The organism is Loktanella sp. R86503 (genome assembly GCF_042466455.1).
Taxonomy (GTDB): Bacteria; Pseudomonadota; Alphaproteobacteria; order Rhodobacterales; family Rhodobacteraceae; genus Loktanella.
On sequence record NZ_JAXHCI010000002.1, the window covers coordinates 2,879,655 to 2,902,383 of the forward strand.

The following is a 22,729-nucleotide window of genomic DNA, read 5'->3' on the forward strand; positions in this document are numbered from 1 at the left end:
CTCCAGCCGACGTGGTCAACCTTACAAACCATTGTCCCAGAATAAAAAAATAGCTGGACCAATTGGTCCGCGCGGACCATTTGGTCCAGTCACTTTGTTTTCTTGACCTCTGACACGCTCTCTCAGGTAAGGTTCCTGAGTCGCCTCTAGAAAGCTCAGTCATTGGATCATCGGATTTGACGAAGTCAGATAAACAATACGAATCGATTGCTCGGCGGCTAGGTGCGGCCAATTTGTTGGCACTTCGCACGTCGACAGGAATGAGCCAACCGCAATTCGCCGCGGTCATCGGTTTGTCAGACCGTGCACTCCGCCGCTACGAGCGTGGAGAACGGGAGCTTCCTCTCGTTACAAGGATCGCGGTCATCCAAGCGTTCAAGAACGATCCACTCGCCAGTAATCAAATAGCCGCCGAGCTGGGTTTTTCAGACACCGACATCTCGCCAGGAACTCAGTCGCATTCGGCAAACGATGAAGGGTTCTGGAGAACAATGCGCAGAGAGAGTCAGGACCATCGGAAGCAGCAGTATTCTGCCCTTGGACAGATCTTGCTGAAGATCCGCGATAACACTTTTGCCAGCGCGACAATGTATTTCGCGGCGGAAAACATCGCATTGGCGTTCGGTCTTCCCTTCGGGTTTGAAATTAACGGAATTGATTGGATGTTTGTCGCCTCCTTCATTTTGATTGTGCTTCTATTCTCATCTGTCGTCACAGACCTGCCCCTGTTGAAAGCCGCACAGCACGTTTTCAGAAACATCAAGGCGCATGGTACATCCTAAAGGGGCATGATGGTTTGGAAGGGCGGAAAGCGGACTGACGGCGGTGCGGCGAACCGAAGCTCTTAGGACATCGGGGCGGACGCTCGTCATCGTCGCAGCACAGCTGAAGCCTGGTCTGTTACGAAGGGCGGTGAGCCGCCATTCGCTGCGCAGAGCATCAATGTCCGCGCTTCACGGGAAGCTGACCTTTCGACCGACCTGATCCGGACTTGATTGCCCAGTCTTCAGCGAACCGGGCGGTAGACATCTTCGGAGTTCAGCCGCCTGCGACAGCTTTTACTATGCAAGGGGCGCTGAGACAAAACAACCGAATCTCTGCATGTCACGCCGGCCAGAATTGGGTTGAGTTCTCTACGGTTTACAAATCTTTGTTGTAACAATCGAGGCAGCCACCGAGTCAGGGACTAAGGACGCGTTTGAACAATGCATATTAAGACAGAGGGAACGGCCAAGGTGCGCCATTCGGAGACTGGCCAACTCTTCGAGTTCGATTCGGATGAACTGAATTGGGAAGTTGTCTCAGGGCATGAGCGCGGTATGGGACCTGAGCGTCTCTGGGCCGCAGAAACAAGCCGAGACGGCTTGGGTGATCTTCGGTGGGAAATACCTGAGTATCCGGCAGGTTCATTTGGTGATCCGACAAGTCACCTAAATGGACACGATCTGGTTCAGGATTTTACTATCAGTGTTGAACATGAACCTGACGACCCAGACGCTGAACTCGATGATCAGGAAGATGAACCTGAGCCTTTTGATAGGGTTGCGGCTGCGGATGAAATGAAGGAGTGGTTTTACGAGAACTACGAGGACCCTGCGAATTCCCTGCCATACAACTCCAGAGAAGGCGGTTACCAATGGATTTATGGTGGACCGGAAACTGCGCTCGACGCCCTGCAGGATGGTTTTGCAGAAGAGTTCCCGTTTGAGTTCATCGAGAAAGTTGCATCGGACATCACTGAAGAGGCTGGGATATGGGACTGGACGCCCAAACCCGGACGCGACTGGTATGGCGAAGAAGAAGAGCCAAGGGCAGTTTCTGAGGATGATGCTGAGCGGCTGAGCCGCTTGATGCCGTTAGCAGAAGATTTGGTCCAGGACCCCGAAAGCGGCATTTTCAGCGTCCAATACAAGGAAGTATCCAAGCCAGATCTATTCACTGCAACACTGGCGCAGATAGCTGACACTATAGAAGATGTTCTGGAAAAACAATCGAATGGCTTGAATGCCGGTTCTTTAGACATTCGGAAGTTGCGGCGGACACTGGAACGATACGCAAACGATCCCCAGCGGGTCGAGATGGACCTGACTACTGTCCATCATAGTCTAACGATCCAAATCGGCTCGGGAGAGTTGCCGCCGTCGGATGAAAACCAGGCCCTTCTCTCTGCTTTGCAGGAGGGCGCGCAGGCAATTCGAGCGACCGACCCCGTTGTAGCTACAAACCGACGTATATTGCGCGAACAGGCGTTGCGCGAACTTTCTCCCGACGCCTTGAATCAAATCGCTGAAGCTGCTCCCGTTTTGGAAGCGATTACCGAGGGAGACCTCCGAGAAGAGATGCATGAGGACATTCTGTTCCTGACGGAGGAAATGCGAGCCGCGCCTCCTCGTCTGCCGGGGGTGACAAGGGCCGATGCTATAATACTTGGGCAAGACGAAGCAGTGCGCGTTCTCGGGCGTTCTGCACGGATACTAATTGCACTAAGAAGATCACCAGAGCTTATTAACAATCTCCATGATAGCACTGCCTTTAAGTCGGTAACCATTCTGACGACTTTGGCATCTTTGGTTGGCTTAGGGCTTATGCTCTTCTAAGACTACAAATTCCCAAGCCCAGACTAGGGCCGCGCGGCCGGGCTAATTCGCCTTGGTTCGCTGGATGACCTTGAATAGCTGCAAGCAGGCCGAGGAGAGCCGCGTGCGCTTCGGCAATGACTGGTGCGGCGGTGAAATCGAAAAGTCGTTGCGCCCAGTTGTGTAGGATTGATTGACGGGCCTACGTGCTGTGGCGTGAAGGTCAGCCCTCTGCATTTCGTGGTCGGGTCCCGTCACGCTCGACGTTGACGAACCGCCATGCCTTCCAGCGGCTTCTTCACGTGTCGACATTCGCAGGCACACCAGTTCTCTGTTCATTAAGCTGGAACGCCACGACCTATCGGCAGACAAGGCCAGCACTCCGAACTCGGTCAGGGGCAGTTTGCAGATGCAGCGAATGGCAGATTCGCCGGGCCGCACCGCAGCACCCGAACTCCTTGGCGAACGGCAGCAATGGGCCGAGGGTGTGTGAAAACTCAAAATCTGTGCGATGCTCGAGAACCGTTTCCCTCCATCACTGTCTGTTGCGGGCCAGATTGGAACGATCTGAGAAGAATTCCAATAGGACAGAATATTATTCTACAAGATCTGCCCCCAGACCGTTTTCACACACCCTCGGCCGTATTCCTACTTCTGCGACGACCTTAACGCTTTCAAGACATCGAGATCGCCAGCGAGGAATTGGGCGACTTCAAGACCCGTCCTCAACTCAGACGCTCCGCCTTCAGGATGCTTTACCTTTGGAAAATTCACGACTTTCCTGAATACCGTATCCAACCCAAGAACGTTGTCTCTCCATAGAATCCCATCTCCACCGCTTGGCCACTCGCAGGTAGGATCCGAGAGTAAGGCGGTATCTAAATAAAAGCTTCGACCCGGAAGCCCACCGGCGCTTCCTGAGCTTTCGGCAACATATGCTTTCGTGAAAGCAAAGTTTGCCTGAAGTTGGGGCACGACGTCAAATGATGGTCTTGCAGTTGATGCTTCCTGTATCGCTTGTTCTGCCGTCAGTTGTCCTTCACGGAAACGGCGAAGGATGGAGTTCACCTTGTCATGATTACTTTCGAATTTGGCTTTTCTACCTCTCATTCGAAATCCACAGGCAACGACCATTCTAATGCCAGGATCACCACGTTCTACTTCAGCTGCGTTGACCGCGTTGAATAATTCCCAGCTTTTTTCCAAGAAATCATGGCCGACGGAACGGCTGCGCAAGGACAGATCACGGAAGGCCGCTACACCGTCATTTATGACAAGGGTAGGAAAATGCCGGTTGCTATGTTCTGCAACAATGCGATGAAACTCCCGCATTCGACTGACGCTTGCCTTTGCGCGTTCGTCCAGCGGATTGAATGCTGCCTCAGCGATCCTGCCTCCATAACCGAGTAGGTCCCCCCAAGCCACGATCGAGACCTGAAATGGATACCTCTTTCCCTGCGCCGCGATCGGGCTATTTCTTCGAAGCTTGGTGATCATGGTCCCCATATGTGGCAAAAATCATACTTGGCATGAAAGGTATGCCAATTTCATGTGGTCCGCATTTCGAACGCCGCAATGCACCGTTCAAAGGTTAATCCAACTGCAGCAATGGACCGCGACCGACGACGCACCCTAAGGGCCCGTGCGCGCCCAGCCGCAGCGCCGCATGTCCGCTTCGAGTCGTGGGATCCGGGCGCGACATCGCGCAGGAATGACCGCTTTGACGATCACGAGTGAATAGGCAGGTGCCCCCACCGTTAATTATCAAGGTGGTATTCCCAGAATTCGAGATCATCGGCTTCAATGGGGATGTCATCGTCTTTCTTGATTGCGCGAAGATCGAAATCGGGATGAAAGTCGAGAAAGTGATCCAGAGCTTTCAGCGCCTTCTCGAGCTTGTTGAGTTTGCTTCGGTTCCAGTCGACTGGCGTGCCTTCTTCGGCAGATAGAACGCCGCGCTTGATCGCCTCCTCAAAGTCCTCCTTGTCGGCTCGATACCAGTTGATGGCAGCTGCTTTGTCATAGTGATCCATGATGACATGTTTAAAAACGGCGTCCGAAATTTGCTTCGGCCGGGCATCCACGACCGCTTCCAAGAGGACCTCAAACTGGGCTTGAAGATCATCACTGCCTTGAAACCCAGACAGAATAGTCTCGACCGCATCCGCATCCTTTGCTTCGATGAGGGCTGCGACCTTTTTCTTTTCGTCCTCCAAGAGCTCCTGCAGGGTGCCGATCTCATCTTCCTGTTCTATGATGCGCTCAAGCACTTCTTGATACGTGTCAGCCGAAACTGTAGAGGGTCCAACTAGCTTCTTTAAGGCTTGTTTGAGCGCGGATTTCCAATCTGTGCGTTTTTTGTCCCAAGTGTGCTCTGAGCGGGTTTCGAGAATGATCCCCGAGTCCTGAACCATCTTACGTAGATCTATCAGACCGGGATGGTGCGTGATGTCCCATGCCTGCTTTAGACCAAGTGTGCTCGTTACCACACTAAATTTAATTGGTGGCACCACAATGGCCAAGGAGCGGTGAGATTGTGACCAAGCCGCGCCAACTTCCATCAAACAGAACCAGCTCTCCATATAGGCGGGGGTCATGAGAAGCAGGACCAGTTTAGGTTCTTGGATCTGCTCTTTCATATACGCGTTGAAGTCTTCGCCGAAGGGGATGCCGTGACCGTCAAGCGAGCTGCAAAAGATTGCCTCATTCGGAACGCCGATGCCTTCTTTTAGAAGGTCGACCAGTTTCTCGGCAAGATGTTTGTCTTTGGTAGCATGGCTAATGAAAATATCAGTCATTCTTGTGATCGCTTGTATTGACTTAAGGCGTAAATTTTTTCGGTTCGGATCAAAAACTATGGTTGCTTCGCTCGTGCGAACGTTTGTCCCCTTCCATGCCCATAACCAATAGCACCCGAAACTTCTACGCCTGAGACGCAGGCGAAAACATTAACGTTCGCGGCTGATACAGGTAGCGAACTTCGATGCATTCGCAGCGAAAGCCGGTTCCGTTCGACACTACGGACTTTACCTTCCTGATTTCGCTGCATCAAGCACCAACGTCCGGTATGGGGAAGCTGCACCGCAGCGCCGCTCAAGCTTCGACCGACCGCTTAGGGCCGTCCGCGACTTACTGATGCTGTAAGGAGATGGCTTGGCCCCAGCGGTGGCGCTGATCGAGTATCGACCTCGAGCTTTCTCCTCCTCGCCGCTTTCTCAGCGAGAATCCTACCCCACAGTAACGTGGGGGCGCAGATAACGTAAAGGTTATTGGCAGATGAAAACATAAGTTCGCGTTCGCTTCATAAATCCCGCTCCCCGATCCTGCGTCATATTAGGGTCGTCGATAAAGGCGAACGTTTGTGGGCACTCCTGAGCAGCGAACCTCATAGCAAATTGGTGGATGCGCTGTCCAATTGACCCTTCAGTCTCGGCAATGCCTGGCGCCGCAGTGACAGCGACCATATGTTTTCGATTTCCGAGATCTTCATGGGTGAAAGAAATTTGTCCCGTCCCACCGACACCGCTGCCCTCTGCGGTTTCTTGAGCTGGCGGAGTGTAGTCGCAGCCAGCCAAAGCAATAGCCCCGGCCAAACAGACCAAATTCATTCTCATTATCTAAGCCCCCAATTCTTCAATGCTACACGGGGTGCGGTGCTGTTCACCCTCGGGAATGCAACGCCCGCGACCGCTATGGTGTTGGCTCCAACCCTTATTCGGCGGGAAGTAAATATAATGCGTGAGCTTTGCGCGTTTGATCGGTTTAAGCAACAGGTTTGGGCATGCGACGGGGTCCGCGGTAGCATACGACCAGCGCCATGAGCGCGCCTATGCGGTCGAAAAAATAACAGCTCACGCAAGGCGAACAGACGTCTGGTTAGGCTGGTCCATTTCACAGATGCTCTGACGAACAGGAAGGCGACCCGGGGAGTAGGCCGCCTGCGCATTTCGGTCGGACATGATGCCGTGACCTAGCCACGGTGTCTGGCACGCTAAGAAAATAGCAGGCCGGTGGCTTAAGCCTGCCCGGATAGAATGTGTCAGGACGCTCACGCGAAGTATCCGTCTCGTGTTGGCTGCACTCGGAATGCTGCTTCTTGCGTTGGGCGGCTGCTTGGCAGAGTGCCGCATAGCGGCATCGCTGCTCGCCCGACCGTCTGCAATGGGCCGAAAGCGTCATTCCTCTCTGAATTCGACGGAACTTACATCCTCCCGCCAGTAGACCCGGCTTAGTTCATGGGGCATCGCCAACAGAGCTACGCCAGCATTTCTAAGCTTCATCGAAAGTGCCCCCTGTGGGCGCTGTGTGACGGCGGCCAGCTCACCTAAGGATATGAAGGTCTCTTGGAACTGCTTGAGGCTATTGGCCGTGACTACGGTCGTCCCTCGACGATAACGACCAGATGCAGCCAGGCCGCACAGCAATCCGTGCTGAACCATATACGCGACGGTTTTAGCTGTGACTCGTAGCCTCCGAGCAGCCTCGCTGACGGAAATAAGGCTCCCGCATTGCGCATTCTCTTCATCTGCAGCATTGCGAGATGAAGACCCTGCGGCTCGGAAGGACATCTTTTCGCGCTCGTAGGCGTCGAGCATTTTTCGGGTCACGAAGCTCATTGGAATGATATCGCCAGCTGCGTCACGCTCTGCGAGGCCACGTGAGACCAGATCTTCTGCGTTACGCTTGGCATACCCCTCCAGCGAGAGTGACTGTTGTTCGTTCAAGGAAGCGATTCCATCCGAAGCCACCCCAAGAACGAGCACACCTTTTCTGACGGAGAAGTTGCTGAATACGTGCCGTCGCACGACGTCACGCAGGGGCTCGAACTCATCACCGAGACCCCGACTTTTCAGCCATGCCATCCAAGGCCCGAAGAGCCGACCGAAGAATCTACTATCCAACCCGTCTTCACGGGCCATCGCGGCAAGGCAGTCAGAAAGGGCCGAGGGGCCATCTTTCAAAATGTCGTAGCCCTGAGCGCCATAACTCATCCATTCTGACTCGCTATGCCCCTTCAGCGCAGCGAGTGGCCCTTTCGCAATTCTTAGGCCCAGCACTTCACACGCGCGGGACGCCACATTGAGTTCCAGTCGGTCGAACCATCGCTCGCCGCGCCCGCTCAGAATGCGGTTGGTCAGGTACAGCTCGAAAGCGCTGCAGTTCGCTTGGGCCACTGGCTGGTCCAGAATCCAGCCGTGATACTTCCGGAGCTGCGCTGCAAAATCTTTGGCATCCTTGTAGAATTTTTCGGCGGGGAGGCACACGAGCATGCATTCGTGATCCGCGCAGCTTCTGATCGACGAGAATTTCCAGTGGAGGCGACGTGATAAGCGCCATGCCTCGGCTGCGGATGGAACCTCTGCCCTGACACATTCCGGACAAACTCGCACGCGAGCGCGCTGAAAACTTTGAAGGGAGGCAAATTCATCCCGCAGGCGGAAGTGGCCATTGCTTAGATAACGGATGGACACTCTTCCCAATGCGGCCGCATCGCACCCGGCCAGCTGGGCCAATTGCTCGATGGCAACCTTTTCACCACGAAAGAGAGGATCGACGGGAAAAGCAATGTCACCGCAAAACTGCAACATGGAGCGGGCACCATTCCTGGCCGCAAGCCGCGATAGCAAGGAGGATGCCGGCTCGAACCCAGCATGCGACACCGTCAGCGGCAAACGCGGAAAGTTCGTTCCGGAGGTGGCAGGGAGGCTTTTGGCCAAACGGTTCTTCCGCAATCGGATAAAGACAGGACTGGCCTGACCTTACGATCGTAAACCCCACTGGGCAACGACGCTCTAATATCTGGAAGGTTCGGCTTTTGGGTCAGCTATCTGTCACAAAAGTCGGTTTTGTCTGGCAACTGACAAAGATAAAAATGGCGGACTGGGGAGGATTGGCGGAAAGCCAGTCATTCCAAGCCGATACGCCAGAACTTCCAACTATTGCAGCCCCTGCCCGCTCAATGGGTTATGGTGCGCACTTCCAACTTTCTGACCCGGTTCCGCCGCCGAAAACGAAAAACGCCGCACCCTCTGGCAAGGGAACGGCGCTCAAACATTCGAAAGGTGCGGACCTTCTAAAGCAACACTGCCACAAGCAGCGGTCGCGGGCAACGGGTTTGTTCGTTTGGGACCGGGCCAGTAACTCTTTCCAGACCTTCGCCAGCATGCGGGGGGCGCTGGCATGAGCCTCAATCATATGCACCCGGCCTATCAGTCCGTTGCCACGTCAATCTGCTACGCGCTGACGCTGGAAAACCCCGACGCATGGCAGGGCTTGCCTGTCATCCTGCGGGCGCGGCTGGACGAGCGCGAACGCGGGATGCTGGCCTATATGTCGCTGCGGTCGATGGACGCTGACAACGCCGCAGCGGTGGCCGGGGCGTTTGTCGGCGGGGCTGGCATGCCAGGTGCACCGCTTTTCAATCACATGGATCAGGCGGTTTTTTGGGCCGACATGGCCGAGCCTGCCGAACTGGACGCCTATGCGCTGGCCAGTTTTAACCGCATGGCACCGGCACGACAAACCGCCTTCATTAACTTCATTCAAAAGAGGGCCGCGGCATGACCTTTCAACATGGCGGCAGCTTACCCCGCCGCGATCCTTCAACCTTCGATTACCCGCCGCACAATATGGATAGCTTCGACCACCTGGCCGATATGGACCGGGCGCACATGGCGACCTTTCCCCGCATGGCCGATCCCGACAAGACGCTTTTGCCGACGACCTATGTTTGGCGCGACCCGGCGCAAATCCCGCCGCGTCCGTGGGTCTATGGCCGTCACCTATTGCGGGGGCAGGCATCGGTGACGGTTGCACCCGGTGGCCTTGGCAAGTCGTCCTTGTCGATTGTCGAAGGGCTGGCAATGGTTACTGGCCGCGACCTGTTGGGCGATCACGTCCACGGCGGGCCTAAGTCGGTCTGGCTGTTCAACTTAGAAGATCCCCGCGACGAACTCGAACGGCGCATTGCGGCAGCTATGCAACTTCACGGCATCGGCGGAAACAATCTAGGCGACCGTCTGCACATCGACAGCGGGCGCGACAGGCCGCTTTGCACGGCGATACAAACCCGCGACGGGGCGCACATCATCGAACCCGTCTTTGACGATCTGGCGCGGCAAATCAGGGGCCGCAAGATCGACGTTCTAGTGGTCGATCCTTTCGTGTCGTCGCACCAAGTTGGCGAAAACGACAACGGCGCAATCGACCTTGTGGCGAAAAAATGGGCCAAGCTGGCCGACGAGTGCAACTGCGCAATCGAGCTTGTCCACCACACCCGCAAAACGAACGGCGACGAGGCCACCACAGAGGCCGCTAGAGGGGCATCCGCGCTTTTGTCGGCTGCACGGTCGGGCCGCGTCTTAAACCGCATGACGAAGGACGAGCGCGAGTCTGCGGGCATCCCTGCCGACGACCTTTCCACATACTTCGCAGTCACCCGCGACAAAGCGAACCTAGCGCCAGCCGGGGCGCGACAGTGGCGGCACATGGCATCGGTGCAGCTTGCAAACGGCGACGACGTGGGCGTGGCCGAGCCTTGGACATGGCCGGACACCTTCGACGGCATGACAGTCAAAGACCTGCTGGCGGTGCAGAACGCAATCGAGGGCAAGTATCCCCGCTATTCCGATCAAGCAGGCGATGATTGGGCGGGCGTGATTGTGGCTGACGTTCTGGGCATGGACACCACGACAGACCGGAAGCGGATCAAGAAGATCATCGAAACATGGATCAAGGCCGGGGCGCTGGTGAAGGTCATGCACGAAGATAAAAAACGCATGAAGCGGCCATGCCTAGAGGTAGGCGAATGGGCCACCGAATGACCTGCCACACCACCCCTAAAAACATGGTGGGGCAAGGTGGGGCAAACACACCCCAAAAAGGTGCCACACCACCACCACCCCCTACGGGGGCGGTGGGTGGTGGTGGGGCGGCACACCTTAACCGCGAGGTGGTGGGGCAAATCTGCTGTCATGACACGTTGGGTAGTGCCTCCTTCTTTGCCATGACCCATGCAGCAACGACTGTAGCTATCAGATGGAAAAGTGGATTTCCCGCTATTCCTTCGACGTCGAAGCCTAGTGCGTTCAGCAAGCCAACGCTCATCATGAAGAAAAACGAGCCGCCTAAGGCGCACATAAAGACGAATGCAACGACTGCATTACGTGTTGCTGGTTTCCTAAACATTTTGATTACCTCCGTTCGATTTTCAACTTGCCTGACTCATCGAATTGCCAAGCGCAACCAGCTTCCAACACCAGCTGAAGCTCACAAGCAAACAAAGGGAACGACACAATGACCAATATGAACCAATCCCAATTCTGCGATCTGACCATTGAACAGGCAGTCGCGCACATGATGCAGCGCACCAACGACATGACGTTGATCGTGGACCGCATGTTCACCTTCGCGGCAGCGCAGGCATGCATGGACATCGGGGCGGATAAGACGGCTTCGATGATGCACTACATGATTGCGCACGTAGAGGCCGGGGCCTTCGACTACCTGGGCAAGCCAGACCCTGACGATCAGCCATATCACGAGCCGACAGAGGACGAGATCAGAGCGGGATGCACCAAGGCCATCCTAGCCACGATGGAACAGATGCTGACCGATGGTGCCACGATGGCAATGGTGATCGAAAAGCTGCTGACGGCGGCAAGCGTGGCATCGGTGCGCGAAGCAGGATCGTTCAAGGCGGCGACGTTGCTGCGAACATATGCTGACCTGCTAGACGCTGGCGCGATGGCAATGATCGAGCCGACCGACGACAGCACGGCGCACTGACACCCCGGTGGGTTTATTAAGCAGGGCCTGCCTATCCGTTCACCCGCTGCCCAGTTCTTTCACACTTTTATGGGGCTGAAACAGGGGGTACGGGTGCGAATGCGCACGCAAGCACCACAGTCGCCCGCAAATATCTGCAAAATAGCGCAGAAAACGATGCGGGCGCATCGACCAGATCACCAGAAAACCCGAATTAGACCGCGACACCAGCACGATATTGGCAGCGGTTCGTTCGCAAATGAACAGTTAGGTTGACAATGAGCAATTCAGATGCAAATATGCAGACGTTACCGGCGATTGCCGGGACAAACGTATTACCCCACCGGCGCTTGCTGGGCGGATGCGACACACGAGCGGCCTTGGCTGTTCTGAACGTATTTTGACGGGGTAAACATGCACGACACACTCCAAATCAGCACGAAGTTTTCCAGCGGCAACACAGGTTCGATCACGGGCTTGGCTTCACCGTATGGCGGCGATCCTGACAACCACGGCGATGTCGTCGCGCCGGGGGCCTTTGCCGCTTCTCTGCGTGGCGCGGATACGATCCCGATGCTTTGGCAGCACGACCATTCACAGGTCATCGGGCATTGGCACACCTTCACTGAAACCCCGGCAGGCTTGATGGTCAAAGGTCAGCTGAACCTAGATACGCCTGAAGGCCGCAATGCCTTCGCGCACCTTAAGGCTGGCGACATCAAAGGTATGTCCATCGGCTACATGGTATCACCGACAGGCCAGAAGCGATTGCCCGGTGGCGTTCGGATGCTGACAGAGGTGACGCTCAAAGAAATTAGCATCGTGACCGTTCCTGCCGCTGACAGGGCAGGCGTGACAGAGGTCAAATCGTTTGAGAGCCGCAGTGAACTGAAAGCGGCATTGCGCGACATCGGCCTGTCAAAAGCGGCGGCGGAACTAGTCGTCAAAGGCGGCTGGGCCGCGCTGTCCAAAGAATCCCCCGACATCACTGAACTGAAATCGGCGGCACTTGCAATTCAGCATGCCGCAAAATGGAAAGTCTAAGGCAATGACAAACCAAACACACGACATCGACGTGGCAGAAGCCACCCAGGAACTGCTGAACGCCGCGAAGTCCATTGGCGGCATTGAACAGCGACTTAGCAAGATGGAAGGCCACATCGCAAAGGCCGATGAAGAGGGCGAGAAAATGTTCGACGAAGTGAAATCACTCAAGATTGCGGCCAATCAACGCGCCTTTGGCGGTGAGCCTATGCAGTCCTGGGGCCGCGAATTTATCGGCAAGAAAACGTCTGAACTGTCCGACCTTTCCCGTTCCAACGGCGGCAAGGTTCAGATGGACGTGAAGGCCAATCTGACCACGAGTGCATCCTCTGGCGGCGCTATCGACGTTCCTATGCGCGATGCGACGGTCGGCTTGCCTAAACGGCGCATGATGGTTCGGTCGCTGTTGCAAGTCATTCAGACGGAAAGCGGAACGGTCGAATATGCCGACCAAACGACCCGCAATAACAATCCTTCGACCGTTGCAGAAGGCGGCGTGAAACCTGAAAGCAACTATGAATGGGAATTGAAGAACATTCCCACGCGGGTCATCGCGCATTGGGTCAAGGCGTCCGTTCAGATCCTTTCCGATGCACCGCAGATCCAAGGCCTGATCGACAGCGAATTGCGCTATGGTCTGGTGCTGGCCGAGGAGGCGCAGCTTCTGTTTGGTGACGGCACCGGGGCAAACCTGACGGGCCTTGTGCCGAACGCTGCGGCCTTTGCTGACCCTCTGGCAGCAACTGATCCGGACATGATCGACATGATCGGCAGCGCGATCCTTCAAGTCGGCTTGGCAGATCACGCGCCGGACGGCATCATCATTCACCCGTCCGATTGGTGGCGCATGCGGATGCTGAAAGACGCTGATGGCCGCTATATCCTGGGCAATCCGCAAAGCGATGTCGTCCCGAGCCTGTTTGGCTTGCCGGTCATCCCCACAAAGGCAATGCCGGTCGACAAGTTTCTTGTCGGCAGCTTTTCGGAAGCGGCAACCCTTTACGACCGCTGGCAACCGCGCGTCGAGGTTGGCTACGTGAATGACGACTTCACCCGCAACCTTGTGACGATCCGGGCAGAGGAGCGCATCGCATTGGCGGTGAAGAAGTCCGACGCGCTGGCATACGGCGACTTTGGCAACGTGGCCTAAATCTGACCGATCGGTGGCGGCGCTGATGTCGCCACCGTTCACACTGTAGGGGGCCGGATATGGCACAGAACATCGACACCGGCCTGTTGCTTCGCATGGAAGCCAGCTTGTCCAAATTCGAGAAGCAGATGGCGAAGGCAACGCAGGTCGGCACCAAAACTTCGACGGACCTAGAAAAGCGGTTCGACACGATGGGCAATCGCATGGCCGCGTCATCGAGCAAGGCCGCGACCGGCCTAGCAGGTGTCGTCAACATCGGCGGGCGTGGCCGGTTTGTCCTGCAAAACACCGCAGCGCAGCTTGGCGACATTGCCGTTCAGATGGAAATGGGGACCAGCGCCAGCAGAGTGATGGCACAGCAGCTTCCACAGCTTCTAGGCGGGTTCGGTGCGCTTGGTGGCGCTCTTGGCCTTGTGGCCCCCCTTCTAGGCACCGTGGCGGCGGTCGGCATCCCTATCGCGGCCATGTTTCTAAGCATGGGCAACGAAACCGCAGACCTTGATGACCAGCTAAAGAATCTCAATTCCAGCGTGGACGCCTACACCGCAGCAGCGGCGGCGGCACGCACACCAACTGCCGATCTAATCGAGAAATACGGCGAAGCGGAAGCAGCGGCAAGAACCTTCCTGCTGGCATTGCGTGACAGTGCCGAGGCGAAGTCTATGACCGCATTGGCGGCGACATTGCAGACGATGGCAACGCAGTTTGGCGGGCTTTCCACGGCGATGCAGTTTTCAGCAAAAGACGCCCGCGAACTTGGATCAGAAATGGATGCGACCGTCAGTAAGATTGCGGACGCCTTCGCTGTCACCAATGACGAGGCGTTGGCTTTGGGCAATGCCCTGGCAGCATTGCAGGCATCGGCCAGCGGCACTCTAGACGACCAGAACGCAGCGGCGGCAAACCTTATCGCGGTTTTGGCCGACATTGCGCCCACAACCGAAGCAGGACGGGCCGCAGCGCAATCCCTGACTGCGCAGATCAGCGAAGCGGGCCTTAAGGGGCTGGAATTGAACGCCACCGTTCAAGATGTAAACCAATCCATGATCGAGGCGGCGACGAACGCTTTCCAGATTGCCACCGGCATCGATGGCGCGTTGCCGTCTGCTGATGCGCTTCTAATCAGGATGCGCAACATCGCAGGGGCCGCATGGGACGCCGCAGCGGCCTTCACAGCGGCAAAGGATGCAGAGGCCAAGGCGGCACTGGCAAAGAAGCTGGCACCGCTTGGCGACGATGAACGCGGTTCGCAATCTGACCAAGTGCAGAGTGCTGGCGACAATCAAGCGCAGCGCAATCTGCGCGTGGCGAACGCCAGGTCATCGGCCTACCTAAACCCGCCGTCAGTCAAGGCCGCAACAGGTGGCCGGTCGCGTGGCGCTGGCAGATCCCCGGCCACGACTGAACGCCCGCTGATGGAAAGCGTTCAACAGGACATTACAGCGTTGCAACGCCAGATCGAAATGGTCGGTATGTCAAAGGCAGAGATTGCCGAACTGACGGCGCGTTATGCGCTGCTGGATGAAGCAAAGAAGCGCGGGATTGTCGTTACTGACGAACTGTCGGCGCGGATCGACGCAGAGGCCGCGCAGGTGGGCAAGCTGGCAGGGCAATACGAACAAGCGCAGGACAAGATGGCCGCGCTGGAACAACTCAACCAGCAATGGAAAGATAGCCTGATCGATGCGGCAATGGGCGTAGAGGGCGCGTTTGAAGGCGTCATTGGTGCGATTAAGCGGGCGGCAATCGAATACGCATTATTTGGTTCTGGCACCTTTGCCACTATCGGCGGCGGCGGTGGTGCGGGCGGGCTTATCGGCGCTGCATTGGGCGCAATCCCCGGCTTTGCTACTGGTACGAACAACGCGCCCGGTGGTTGGGCGACGATCAACGAACGGGGCGGCGAATTGGTGAACCTGCCGAGCGGTGCGCAAGTCATCCCGCACGACTTGTCAGCGCGAATGGTGGACAATCAGAGCCGAAGCCAGAACATGACGCAGAACATCATCGTCAACGGCGCAACCGGAAACAGCGAGATACGCCAGATGGTCGCGCAAGGCGTTCAGCAGGGCAACGCACAGATGCGCAAGGAAGTCCCTGGCATCGTGTCGCGGCATACGAAGGAAAAGGGATAGGCTGGCATCACCTGCGCACGGTCAGCGCGAACGATCCCCGTTAGTCGGTTGAGTGGGTAAACCGCCGACAAGGCACGGCCTGATCCTTTCACAGGCGCGGTGCAGGGCTGGCACGTCGGGGTAGGATCCGATGGGGCCAGCCTAATATAGCGCCTCTTCGCCTTCCGGTGTTATTTCAAACCAGCTTGAGTCATAATCGGGGTCGGTATTGGGTCGAATCCAATTCATCCGCAAGAGGCTCTGCTTAGTGACAGATCCCGCGCCAGAAAATCGCTCCCAAGGTTCTGGCGTTCCAGAAAAAGCTTCCAATACTGCACGTTCTTGTGCCGTTGGTTTGCGGACTTTCATTTGGTCCAATCCTTTTGCAGAGCCACACCTGGACCATTGCCATTTGCAGGCAGAAACACAACGCCAGCAGCTTCTAGGGCGGCTTTCATCGCAGCTATTGCCTGATCCGACACGACCCTGCGTTCGCGCTCAAAGTCCACCACGGTCGAAAGCCCCAAGCTGGAACTTTCGGCTAAGGCGGTTTGAGAGAGTCCGATCATTCCACGGGCTGCACGGCTTTGGGCTGGGGTCATATCAACAATTCTTATTGACGGGCGGTCGGCCCTAGATTAGCAACATTAATTGTTGATACACACACTGGGAGCCAAAGACAATGACCGCAACACCCAAGACGATCCAACAATGCGCGACTGATGCAACATTCCTTCACGGATTGCTGCAAGGTCTGGAAATCCTAATCAGCGAGAGCACCTCGAATTCATCGCCAGCATCGAACGCAGCTTATGCGCTTGTGAACGAACTGATTGGCAAAGCTGACCGCCTTACACGCGATCTGGAAAGCCTAGAGCGCAAAGTGGAGGCCGCAGCATGAACGAGGAAAAGAACCCTCTGCGCGACCGTTTGGACGAGGCAGATAGCATATTGGCCGACATGACCGGGCTGGCGAGTGCACTCGAAATTCTGGCTTGGGATTTTGCGCAAGAGTCGATCAAGGGCGTCCACGCGCGGATGCGCCGCGATGCGATATGCGCCATTTCAAACGCGATGGGGCGCTTGGTGGGCCGCGATGAAGCGTTCGCAAAGGAGGCTGCGAAAGCAAGCAAATCGGACGTTGCCGCATAAATTATGACAGGGGTAGTTTTATAGCTTGCATATTATGACAGGGGTGTTATTCTGCTGGAAACCACGGAGACTGGCATGGACATCTACAAGCTCAAACTATCGCAAAAAGAGGCCGCATTGGCCGCTAGCGTTACATCGCGCTCGGTCCAAAACTGGGCCGAGCGTGGATACATAGTTCCTCAATCGGATAAGATCGTTAGCCATGTCGGGGGCGGCACCAAAGGTGCAAATCGGACATTCACTTTTTATGGCGTTATGCATCTGGCAATGACGCAGGCGCTAATCAATGCGGGATTGTCCGAAGTTAAGCGGGCCGCAGCAGAGGCCGGATTGTTTGCATACGGCGGGGGCGGTGGCGACATATACGATCTTCCTGACCGTGAACCCGGCTTTCCATTCCATCCTAACTGCGGCGCAACCGTTTTCGCTGTTGGGCCGTATGGCTCGCATGACGAACTGTGGACACCGGGCAAAGCCCGCGACACGTATGGCAACCTACGGCACCGAGTTGGCGCTGGCATGGTCATGGTTGAACCTCTCGATCTGTTCCGCGATGTCGTCGGACGTCTGGGCTTCAACCCCGGCGAATTGCTGGACACTGCTTATCCCGACGCGGCCACAGCATAATGAGCAACCGCCGCACCACACAACATCTAGTAGCAACAGCACTGCAAGGCGCAAGTGCCGCTGGATTTAACGTGGTCGCGGCGGACATTCATGGCGGCGGCATTGTTCGTGTATACTTCACCGACCCGCAGGCCCCTGCCCTGCTGATGAAGGCGGACACGAAGTGCAACGAAAACGACGACATATTCGAAACGAGGTCAGGTTGAAGTATCTTAGCCAATCTGGATTTTGGCCGAGCGGCAATGCGCGTTGGTATTTCAAGGCCAAAGGCGCGAAGGCGGTTGCCATGCCCGACGCCCGCAAAGACAGCGCCGAGTTTCTTCGCGCCTATGTCGCCGCGTCTGGCAAAGCACCGGCGGCGCAGCCCAAGTCTTACACTAAGGGCAGCTTAGGCGCTGGCGTAACAGCCTATCTAGGATCATCAAACTTTCTGCGCATGGCCGACAGCACCAAGGAACGGTGGCGCTCACGTTGCGATGACATTCGCCAGGCATACGGCAGCGCCAGTTTGGAAAAGCTGACCGCCCGCAACATCAAGACGGATCTGGCGCAATTCGAGGGCCACTCTGCAAACAACCGGCTAAAGGTCTGGCGTTCGCTTTGCCACTTCTGGGACCAGCAGGGCCTTGTCGATACTAACGTCGCCAAACTTGTGTCTATGCGAGAGACTGAAAAAACAAACGGCTTCACCGCATGGACGCGGGAAGACTTCGCAGCCTTTCGCAGCCATTGGCCGATTGGATCGAAAGAACGGCTGGCGTTCGAATTGATGTATCGCACCTGCGCGGCCATTGCAGACACCTGCCGGCTCACGCGGGCGATGGTGTCCGATGACGGCTGGCTGACATACACCCGGCAGAAGTCTAAAAGCACTGCGACAGCGCCGTTTTATATCGCGGGGCCGGAATGGTTTGAAGCAACAGACGACCTACAAGCCTGCTTAGATGCAGAGCCGCAGCACATTGTATTCCTGACGACGCAGACCGGCAAAGCACGATCACCTAAGAGCGCCTCACAGTGGTTCTCTAAGGCTGCGACAGCGGCAGGCTTGGATAGCGGCAAGGCCGCACACGGCGTCCGCAAAGGCCGCGCTGCCATGTTCAAAGAGAACGGCGCGGCGGCTGACAAGCGGATGGCAATTTTAGGACACGAAACCGAAGGCGAGGCGACCCGCTACGCGAAGTCTGCGGACCTTCGAAGGATCATAGAAGGAACGGAAAACTTCCAACTTTCTAAACCTGTTCCAACTCACGACACTAAACCCCTTAAAACTAAAGGATTTAAACATGGGTAAGATGAAAATGGCGGACTGGGGAGGATTCGAACCCCCGACCCCTTGATTCGTAGTCAAGTACTCTATCCAACTGAGCTACCAATCCGCGTGTGGTGGGATTTAGCTGCAGCGCCTGACCGATGCAAGGGCTAATCGTAAAATAATCATACAGTTTCCGGACCAAGGGCAAAATCAGCTTTCGGCAGTGTGATTTCAAAGGTCGTACCGCTGCCATCGCTTTGCAAAAGCGTCAGCCGGCCACCATGGCCACGCACAAGGTCGCCCGAGATGACAAGGCCAAGTCCAGCCCCCCCCTTCCGCACGCCCCCCTGAAACGGCTGGAAAAGATGCTCTCGCGCTTTGGGGGGCAGCCCCGGCCCCGTGTCGGACACGGTGATGCGCCATAGCCTGTCATCTTCTTCTGCAGAGATGCAGATTTCGCCCGGCTTGCCGGTGGCTGTAACCGCCTGACGCGCATTGCGGACAAGGTTCGACAGCACCCGAAAGATCTGCTCTGAATCAGCACGCAGATTTAACGTCGCCGGAATATCCTCTGCAAAGGATAGCGGATAATCGCCCGCAGCCAGCCGCTCGCTTTCGACGACTTCGTCGACGATCTGTGCAAGCTCGACCCGCGCGAGTCGTGGCGCAGGTTCATCGGCGCGGCCAAAGGCAAGCGTGCTTTCGCAAAGGTGTACGGCCCGGGTAATCGACCCCACCAGCTTTGGTGCCATACGAATAACAAGCGGATCATCTGACCCTTCGATCCGGTCGGTGAACAGCTGCGCGGATGTCAGGATGTTTCGCAAATCATGACTGACCTTGGCAACGGCACCGCCCAGTTGCGCAAGGCGATCTTTCTGGCGCAGGGCTGACGTTAACTGCGTTTGCATCATTTGCAGCGCGTCTTCGGCATCCCTTAACTCGCGAAGGCCAGCACTGGGTTCGATAATGCGCCGCGCATCTTCGGGTGAATCTGCGTAGTTCTGCATGTGATCAATGACGCCCTTGATCGGACGAACCAGAATCGCCTGGACTGCAAGGAACAACAACAGGGCCGTGATGACCGAAATGATGGCCGACAGCAGCAAAACGTTCAGGCCGTATTCGATCATCGCGGTTCGCAATGGCATCTGATCCATGGTGACTTCGATCAGCTGCCCCCCGCCCTGCACGGGCGTTCCAATAACCCGAATGATCCGCGGTGACTTGTCCCAGAGGGTTGCGAGGGCTTCACGGATCAGATTTGGCCCCGATGGATCGCGCATATCGTATGTTGCTGCTATTTCATCGGGTATCGGGGATGACAAAGCCAACTGCCGCATGTCATCGCGTCGCAGAACAACGTTGAAAACGCCAGCATTTGTCAGCAGCTCGGCTTCCAGCTCTGGCGCAATCATGTCGGTGGCTTCGACGGCCAGTGACGCAATTTGCGCACGCTCCAGCCGGGCCAGCAAATAGTCCTCTCGGAAGCGGGCAACCGAGGGGACAAAAATAAAGATTTCCGCCAGCATTACAAAAATGACGGTTAGAATCAGGAACCGACCGGAAAGAGTGTTCAGCATTGCACCTCCGACGTTAGGGAAGGAAGCGCTGTACCAGCCCCACGATCCGTTTGACCATATCACTTTCGAACAGTTTGGGGGTGAAATAGGCCCCCGCCGCCCGTTTGTTCAGTTCCATATAGGTGGGATATGGTAAAACAGTATTGCTGATGGCCTGCATTTTCATCTTGTTTGCAATGGCCATGGCCCACAATGCGATCAATTCGCCGGCCATGTGCCCCGCAATTGATGCACCGACAGGCTTGCCACCCACAACCATCACCTTGATCAAACCGCGCATCTGCAGTTCGGTATTCGCGCGGTCATTATGTGCATATTCGGACCGCACGACCGTCAGCTTGTCACCATGGGCCTTTCGCGCCTGCGCTTCGGTTAGGCCAACCTGGGCAAGTTCGGGGTCGGTATAGGTTACCCAAGGGATATGGTCTGTGCGCACCTTGGACGGCAGACCCAAAACCAAAGACCGCACCAATTGCCCGCCGTGATAACCGGCAACGTGCGTGAACTGCAGGCCACCCGCAACATCGCCCGCCGCATAAACGCGCTTGTTACTGACGGAACGCAGGCTGTCATCGACCTTCAGACCCTTGCGATCATACTGCACATGCGCCTTGTCCAAATCCAGTTTGTCAACGTTCACCGCGCGCCCGACAGCCATCAAAAGATGTGAGCCGGTAAAGTCACCTTTTGGCGTATGCACGGTAACTGTGCCATCAGCCCCGCTAATTCGGCTGGCCTGCGCATCTTCGACAATTTCGATGCCTTCGCTGCGCAAATTTTCCAACACAATGGCGGCCATCTCTGGGTCGTCCTTGCCCATGGCCTTGGAACCTTCAATCACGGTCACTTTGCAGCCAAGCCGCACATGGGCCTGCGCCATTTCCATCCCGATAGGTCCACCACCGACCACCAACAGATGATCCGGCTTCTCGCGTAGGTCGAAAATGGTTTCATTGGTGTAAACTGTTACGGTATCAAGGCCATCAATCGGCGGCACAAAGGGGCCGGACCCAGTGGCAACGACAAATCGGCGCGCCTTAATGGCAGTCTCGCCGGCCTGCACTTCACTTTCGGAAATGAAACGCGCGTTTTCGCGAATAACGGTGCAACCGAATCCTTCGAATCGTTCCTGACTATCGACTGGCGCGATTGCTTCAATAACGCGGCGGACATGATCCTTGGCACCTGCGTAATTAACGTTAGGCATGGCTTGGGCGATGCCGAAATCGGGATTATCTAGGCCGGCATGAGCATGCTTTGCCGACGCCAAAAGGGCCTTGGACGGGACACATCCATAGTTCAGGCAATCGCCGCCCATCTTGTGGCCTTCGATCAGCACGACACGCGCACCCATCTGCGACGCCCCGGCTGCAATTGACAGGCCCGCAGACCCGCCGCCAATGATGCAGATATCAGTTTCGATACGGTTCATATTAAAGGCCTTTCTTGCCGCGCAGTGCATTGAGGATCAGAGGAAGGGCGGCCAGCAAGGAAAGCCCAAGGATCGGCAACAGGATTGCCGGTTGAAAGATGATGCCAAGGTCGGGGGTTTCGCCGCGCGCAAAGACTTCACCAAGGCCGGCGCCAACCGAAGTATAGACGACCGCCCCGGGCATAATGCCGAAAAAGGTCGTAATCGCGAAACGGTAAAGCGGTACGCCCACCAAGGCAGGCACCAGATTTGCAACGAAGAATGGAACGGCTGGGACCAGCCGGATCAGGAACAACATCGACCACTGGTTGCTCTCGTCATCGATACCGTCTTTGATTCGCTTGACGACACCGTCACTGGCATCCATTTTTTTCGCCAATGTCTGCCCAAGCCCCCAACGGGCCGCAAGGAACAGTGCGATCGCGCCAATTGTCGCCCCCGTTACGTTGAAAATGGCCCCTGGCAACACCGGAAAAGCTGCCGGAAAGCTGCCGAAAAGGAACCCGCCTGTCAGGGTGGCGATCGTTGCACCGGGCAGGCTGAACGCAACAATCACGGCATAGGCGGCGATAAAACCAAGAACGCACAGCAGATAGTTAGCATCGCGGAACGCCAGCAATGCTTCTCTGTTCTGGCTAAGTGCATCAAAGGAAAGATAGTCACGCAAAAGCCAGGCCCCCAGGATTGCAACCACAACAATAAGAATCAATGGCAGGCGGCGCAAAATAGGGCTTACAGTCGTCTTTTCTGACATCGTCACACTTTCTGCCGTATGGGCGTTTTACATTGCCATCTTACATGGCGCAGTGGCTTGGCGGAGGATAGACATCTCACGCGGCATTGATCCAGCAGGCTCAAACTTAAGGGGCTAAGGGCAAAACTGTAACAATTCGTTGCCATGCGTATATTGAACCGTAGCAAAACTTCCCGAACAGCGCCGTTGACACGCGGGGGCGCGCCACTTAAAGGGCAGGTCTGAATGAATGACGGGCCTCGAATCCATACCGGGTTTGGCCCCCGAACCGGAGGA

At 56.2% G+C, this 22,729-nt stretch carries 22 protein-coding genes and 1 tRNA gene; 14 read left to right on the top strand and 9 right to left on the bottom strand.

All coding sequences use genetic code 11. The features are described from left to right. Nucleotides 1-176: 176 nt before the first annotated feature. Nucleotides 177-782, top strand: coding sequence for a helix-turn-helix domain-containing protein (locus SJY10_RS15160; protein ID WP_386684144.1), 606 nt, complete (start codon nucleotides 177-179; stop codon nucleotides 780-782). 423 nt (nucleotides 783-1,205) lie between these two features. Next, nucleotides 1,206-2,597: a hypothetical protein gene (locus SJY10_RS15165; protein WP_386684147.1), complete on the top strand. Its 1,392-nt coding sequence runs from the start codon at nucleotides 1,206-1,208 to the stop codon at nucleotides 2,595-2,597. Between the two features lie 627 nt (nucleotides 2,598-3,224). On the opposite strand, the gene SJY10_RS15170 is transcribed toward SJY10_RS15165, so the two are convergent. The 3 genes from SJY10_RS15170 to SJY10_RS15180 all read right to left on the bottom strand — a co-directional run bounded on the left by SJY10_RS15170 (nucleotide 3,225) and on the right by SJY10_RS15180 (nucleotide 8,293). Then, a complete protein-coding gene (locus tag SJY10_RS15170; protein WP_386684149.1) occupies nucleotides 3,225-4,073 on the bottom strand; it encodes a hypothetical protein in 849 nt (282 codons plus the stop codon). A gap of 260 nt (nucleotides 4,074-4,333) precedes the next feature. Beyond that, nucleotides 4,334-5,374, bottom strand: a complete 1,041-nt coding sequence (locus SJY10_RS15175; RefSeq protein ID WP_386684151.1) for a toll/interleukin-1 receptor domain-containing protein — start codon at nucleotides 5,372-5,374, stop codon at nucleotides 4,334-4,336. Nucleotides 5,375-6,751: 1,377 nt separating this feature from the next. Further along, nucleotides 6,752-8,293, bottom strand: coding sequence for a TniQ family protein (locus tag SJY10_RS15180; protein ID WP_386684153.1), 1,542 nt, complete (start codon nucleotides 8,291-8,293; stop codon nucleotides 6,752-6,754). Between the two features lie 155 nt (nucleotides 8,294-8,448). Between SJY10_RS15180 and SJY10_RS15185 the strand changes: the two genes are divergently transcribed. The 8 genes from SJY10_RS15185 to SJY10_RS15220 all read left to right on the top strand — a co-directional run bounded on the left by SJY10_RS15185 (nucleotide 8,449) and on the right by SJY10_RS15220 (nucleotide 15,671). After that, on the top strand, nucleotides 8,449-8,760 hold the full coding sequence (locus SJY10_RS15185) for a hypothetical protein (RefSeq protein WP_386684156.1): 312 nt from the start codon (nucleotides 8,449-8,451) through the stop codon (nucleotides 8,758-8,760). Then, a complete protein-coding gene (locus tag SJY10_RS15190) occupies nucleotides 8,757-9,140 on the top strand; it encodes a hypothetical protein (protein WP_386684158.1) in 384 nt (127 codons plus the stop codon). Before SJY10_RS15185 ends, SJY10_RS15190 begins: the two co-directional genes overlap by 4 nt. Continuing rightward, entirely contained in the window at nucleotides 9,137-10,399 is a 1,263-nt protein-coding gene (locus tag SJY10_RS15195) for an AAA family ATPase (protein ID WP_386684161.1), read from the top strand. Before SJY10_RS15190 ends, SJY10_RS15195 begins: the two co-directional genes overlap by 4 nt. Further along, on the top strand, nucleotides 10,396-10,875 hold the full coding sequence (locus SJY10_RS15200; protein ID WP_386684164.1) for a hypothetical protein: 480 nt from the start codon (nucleotides 10,396-10,398) through the stop codon (nucleotides 10,873-10,875). The genes SJY10_RS15195 and SJY10_RS15200 overlap by 4 nt, the downstream gene beginning before the upstream one ends. Continuing rightward, nucleotides 10,872-11,363, top strand: a complete 492-nt coding sequence (locus tag SJY10_RS15205; protein WP_386684166.1) for a hypothetical protein — start codon at nucleotides 10,872-10,874, stop codon at nucleotides 11,361-11,363. The genes SJY10_RS15200 and SJY10_RS15205 overlap by 4 nt, the downstream gene beginning before the upstream one ends. Before the next feature lie 393 nt (nucleotides 11,364-11,756). After that, a complete protein-coding gene (locus tag SJY10_RS15210; protein WP_386684169.1) occupies nucleotides 11,757-12,386 on the top strand; it encodes an HK97 family phage prohead protease in 630 nt (209 codons plus the stop codon). Between the two features lie 4 nt (nucleotides 12,387-12,390). Further along, nucleotides 12,391-13,536 (top strand): phage major capsid protein, encoded by a 1,146-nt coding sequence (locus tag SJY10_RS15215; protein ID WP_386684172.1) that lies wholly within the window; start codon nucleotides 12,391-12,393, stop codon nucleotides 13,534-13,536. Between the two features lie 59 nt (nucleotides 13,537-13,595). Continuing rightward, nucleotides 13,596-15,671, top strand: coding sequence for a hypothetical protein (locus SJY10_RS15220; RefSeq protein ID WP_386684175.1), 2,076 nt, complete (start codon nucleotides 13,596-13,598; stop codon nucleotides 15,669-15,671). Nucleotides 15,672-15,812: 141 nt separating this feature from the next. Here SJY10_RS15220 and SJY10_RS15225 read toward each other — a convergent pair whose 3' ends face one another. Both SJY10_RS15225 and SJY10_RS15230 read right to left on the bottom strand, forming a co-directional pair. Beyond that, nucleotides 15,813-16,019 carry a hypothetical protein gene (locus SJY10_RS15225; protein ID WP_386684177.1) on the bottom strand — a complete coding sequence of 69 codons (207 nt, stop codon included), beginning with the start codon at nucleotides 16,017-16,019 and terminating at the stop codon, nucleotides 15,813-15,815. Continuing rightward, nucleotides 16,016-16,252, bottom strand: a complete 237-nt coding sequence (locus SJY10_RS15230; protein ID WP_386682989.1) for a transcriptional regulator — start codon at nucleotides 16,250-16,252, stop codon at nucleotides 16,016-16,018. Before SJY10_RS15230 ends, SJY10_RS15225 begins: the two co-directional genes overlap by 4 nt. 80 nt (nucleotides 16,253-16,332) lie before the next feature. On the opposite strand from SJY10_RS15230, the gene SJY10_RS15235 reads away from it, so the two are divergent. The 4 genes from SJY10_RS15235 to SJY10_RS15250 all read left to right on the top strand — a co-directional run bounded on the left by SJY10_RS15235 (nucleotide 16,333) and on the right by SJY10_RS15250 (nucleotide 18,723). Continuing rightward, nucleotides 16,333-16,551 carry a hypothetical protein gene (locus SJY10_RS15235; protein ID WP_386684179.1) on the top strand — a complete coding sequence of 73 codons (219 nt, stop codon included), beginning with the start codon at nucleotides 16,333-16,335 and terminating at the stop codon, nucleotides 16,549-16,551. After that, on the top strand, nucleotides 16,548-16,802 hold the full coding sequence (locus tag SJY10_RS15240; RefSeq protein WP_386684181.1) for a hypothetical protein: 255 nt from the start codon (nucleotides 16,548-16,550) through the stop codon (nucleotides 16,800-16,802). The genes SJY10_RS15235 and SJY10_RS15240 overlap by 4 nt, the downstream gene beginning before the upstream one ends. A gap of 75 nt (nucleotides 16,803-16,877) precedes the next feature. Beyond that, a complete protein-coding gene (locus tag SJY10_RS15245; protein ID WP_386684183.1) occupies nucleotides 16,878-17,429 on the top strand; it encodes a hypothetical protein in 552 nt (183 codons plus the stop codon). A gap of 163 nt (nucleotides 17,430-17,592) precedes the next feature. Continuing rightward, nucleotides 17,593-18,723 (top strand): tyrosine-type recombinase/integrase, encoded by a 1,131-nt coding sequence (locus tag SJY10_RS15250; protein ID WP_386684186.1) that lies wholly within the window; start codon nucleotides 17,593-17,595, stop codon nucleotides 18,721-18,723. An 8-nt stretch (nucleotides 18,724-18,731) separates the two neighbouring features. Here SJY10_RS15250 and SJY10_RS15255 read toward each other — a convergent pair. The 4 genes from SJY10_RS15255 to SJY10_RS15270 form a co-directional block, all read right to left on the bottom strand. Continuing rightward, nucleotides 18,732-18,808 (bottom strand) — tRNA-Arg (locus tag SJY10_RS15255). Nucleotides 18,809-18,866: 58 nt separating this feature from the next. Further along, nucleotides 18,867-20,267 (bottom strand): sensor histidine kinase, encoded by a 1,401-nt coding sequence (locus SJY10_RS15260; protein WP_386684188.1) that lies wholly within the window; start codon nucleotides 20,265-20,267, stop codon nucleotides 18,867-18,869. Between the two features lie 13 nt (nucleotides 20,268-20,280). Beyond that, on the bottom strand, nucleotides 20,281-21,699 hold the full coding sequence (locus SJY10_RS15265; RefSeq protein ID WP_386684190.1) for a dihydrolipoyl dehydrogenase family protein: 1,419 nt from the start codon (nucleotides 21,697-21,699) through the stop codon (nucleotides 20,281-20,283). 1 nt (nucleotide 21,700) lies between these two features. Continuing rightward, nucleotides 21,701-22,453, bottom strand: coding sequence for a TVP38/TMEM64 family protein (locus tag SJY10_RS15270; protein ID WP_386684191.1), 753 nt, complete (start codon nucleotides 22,451-22,453; stop codon nucleotides 21,701-21,703). Nucleotides 22,454-22,729 lie beyond the last annotated feature (276 nt).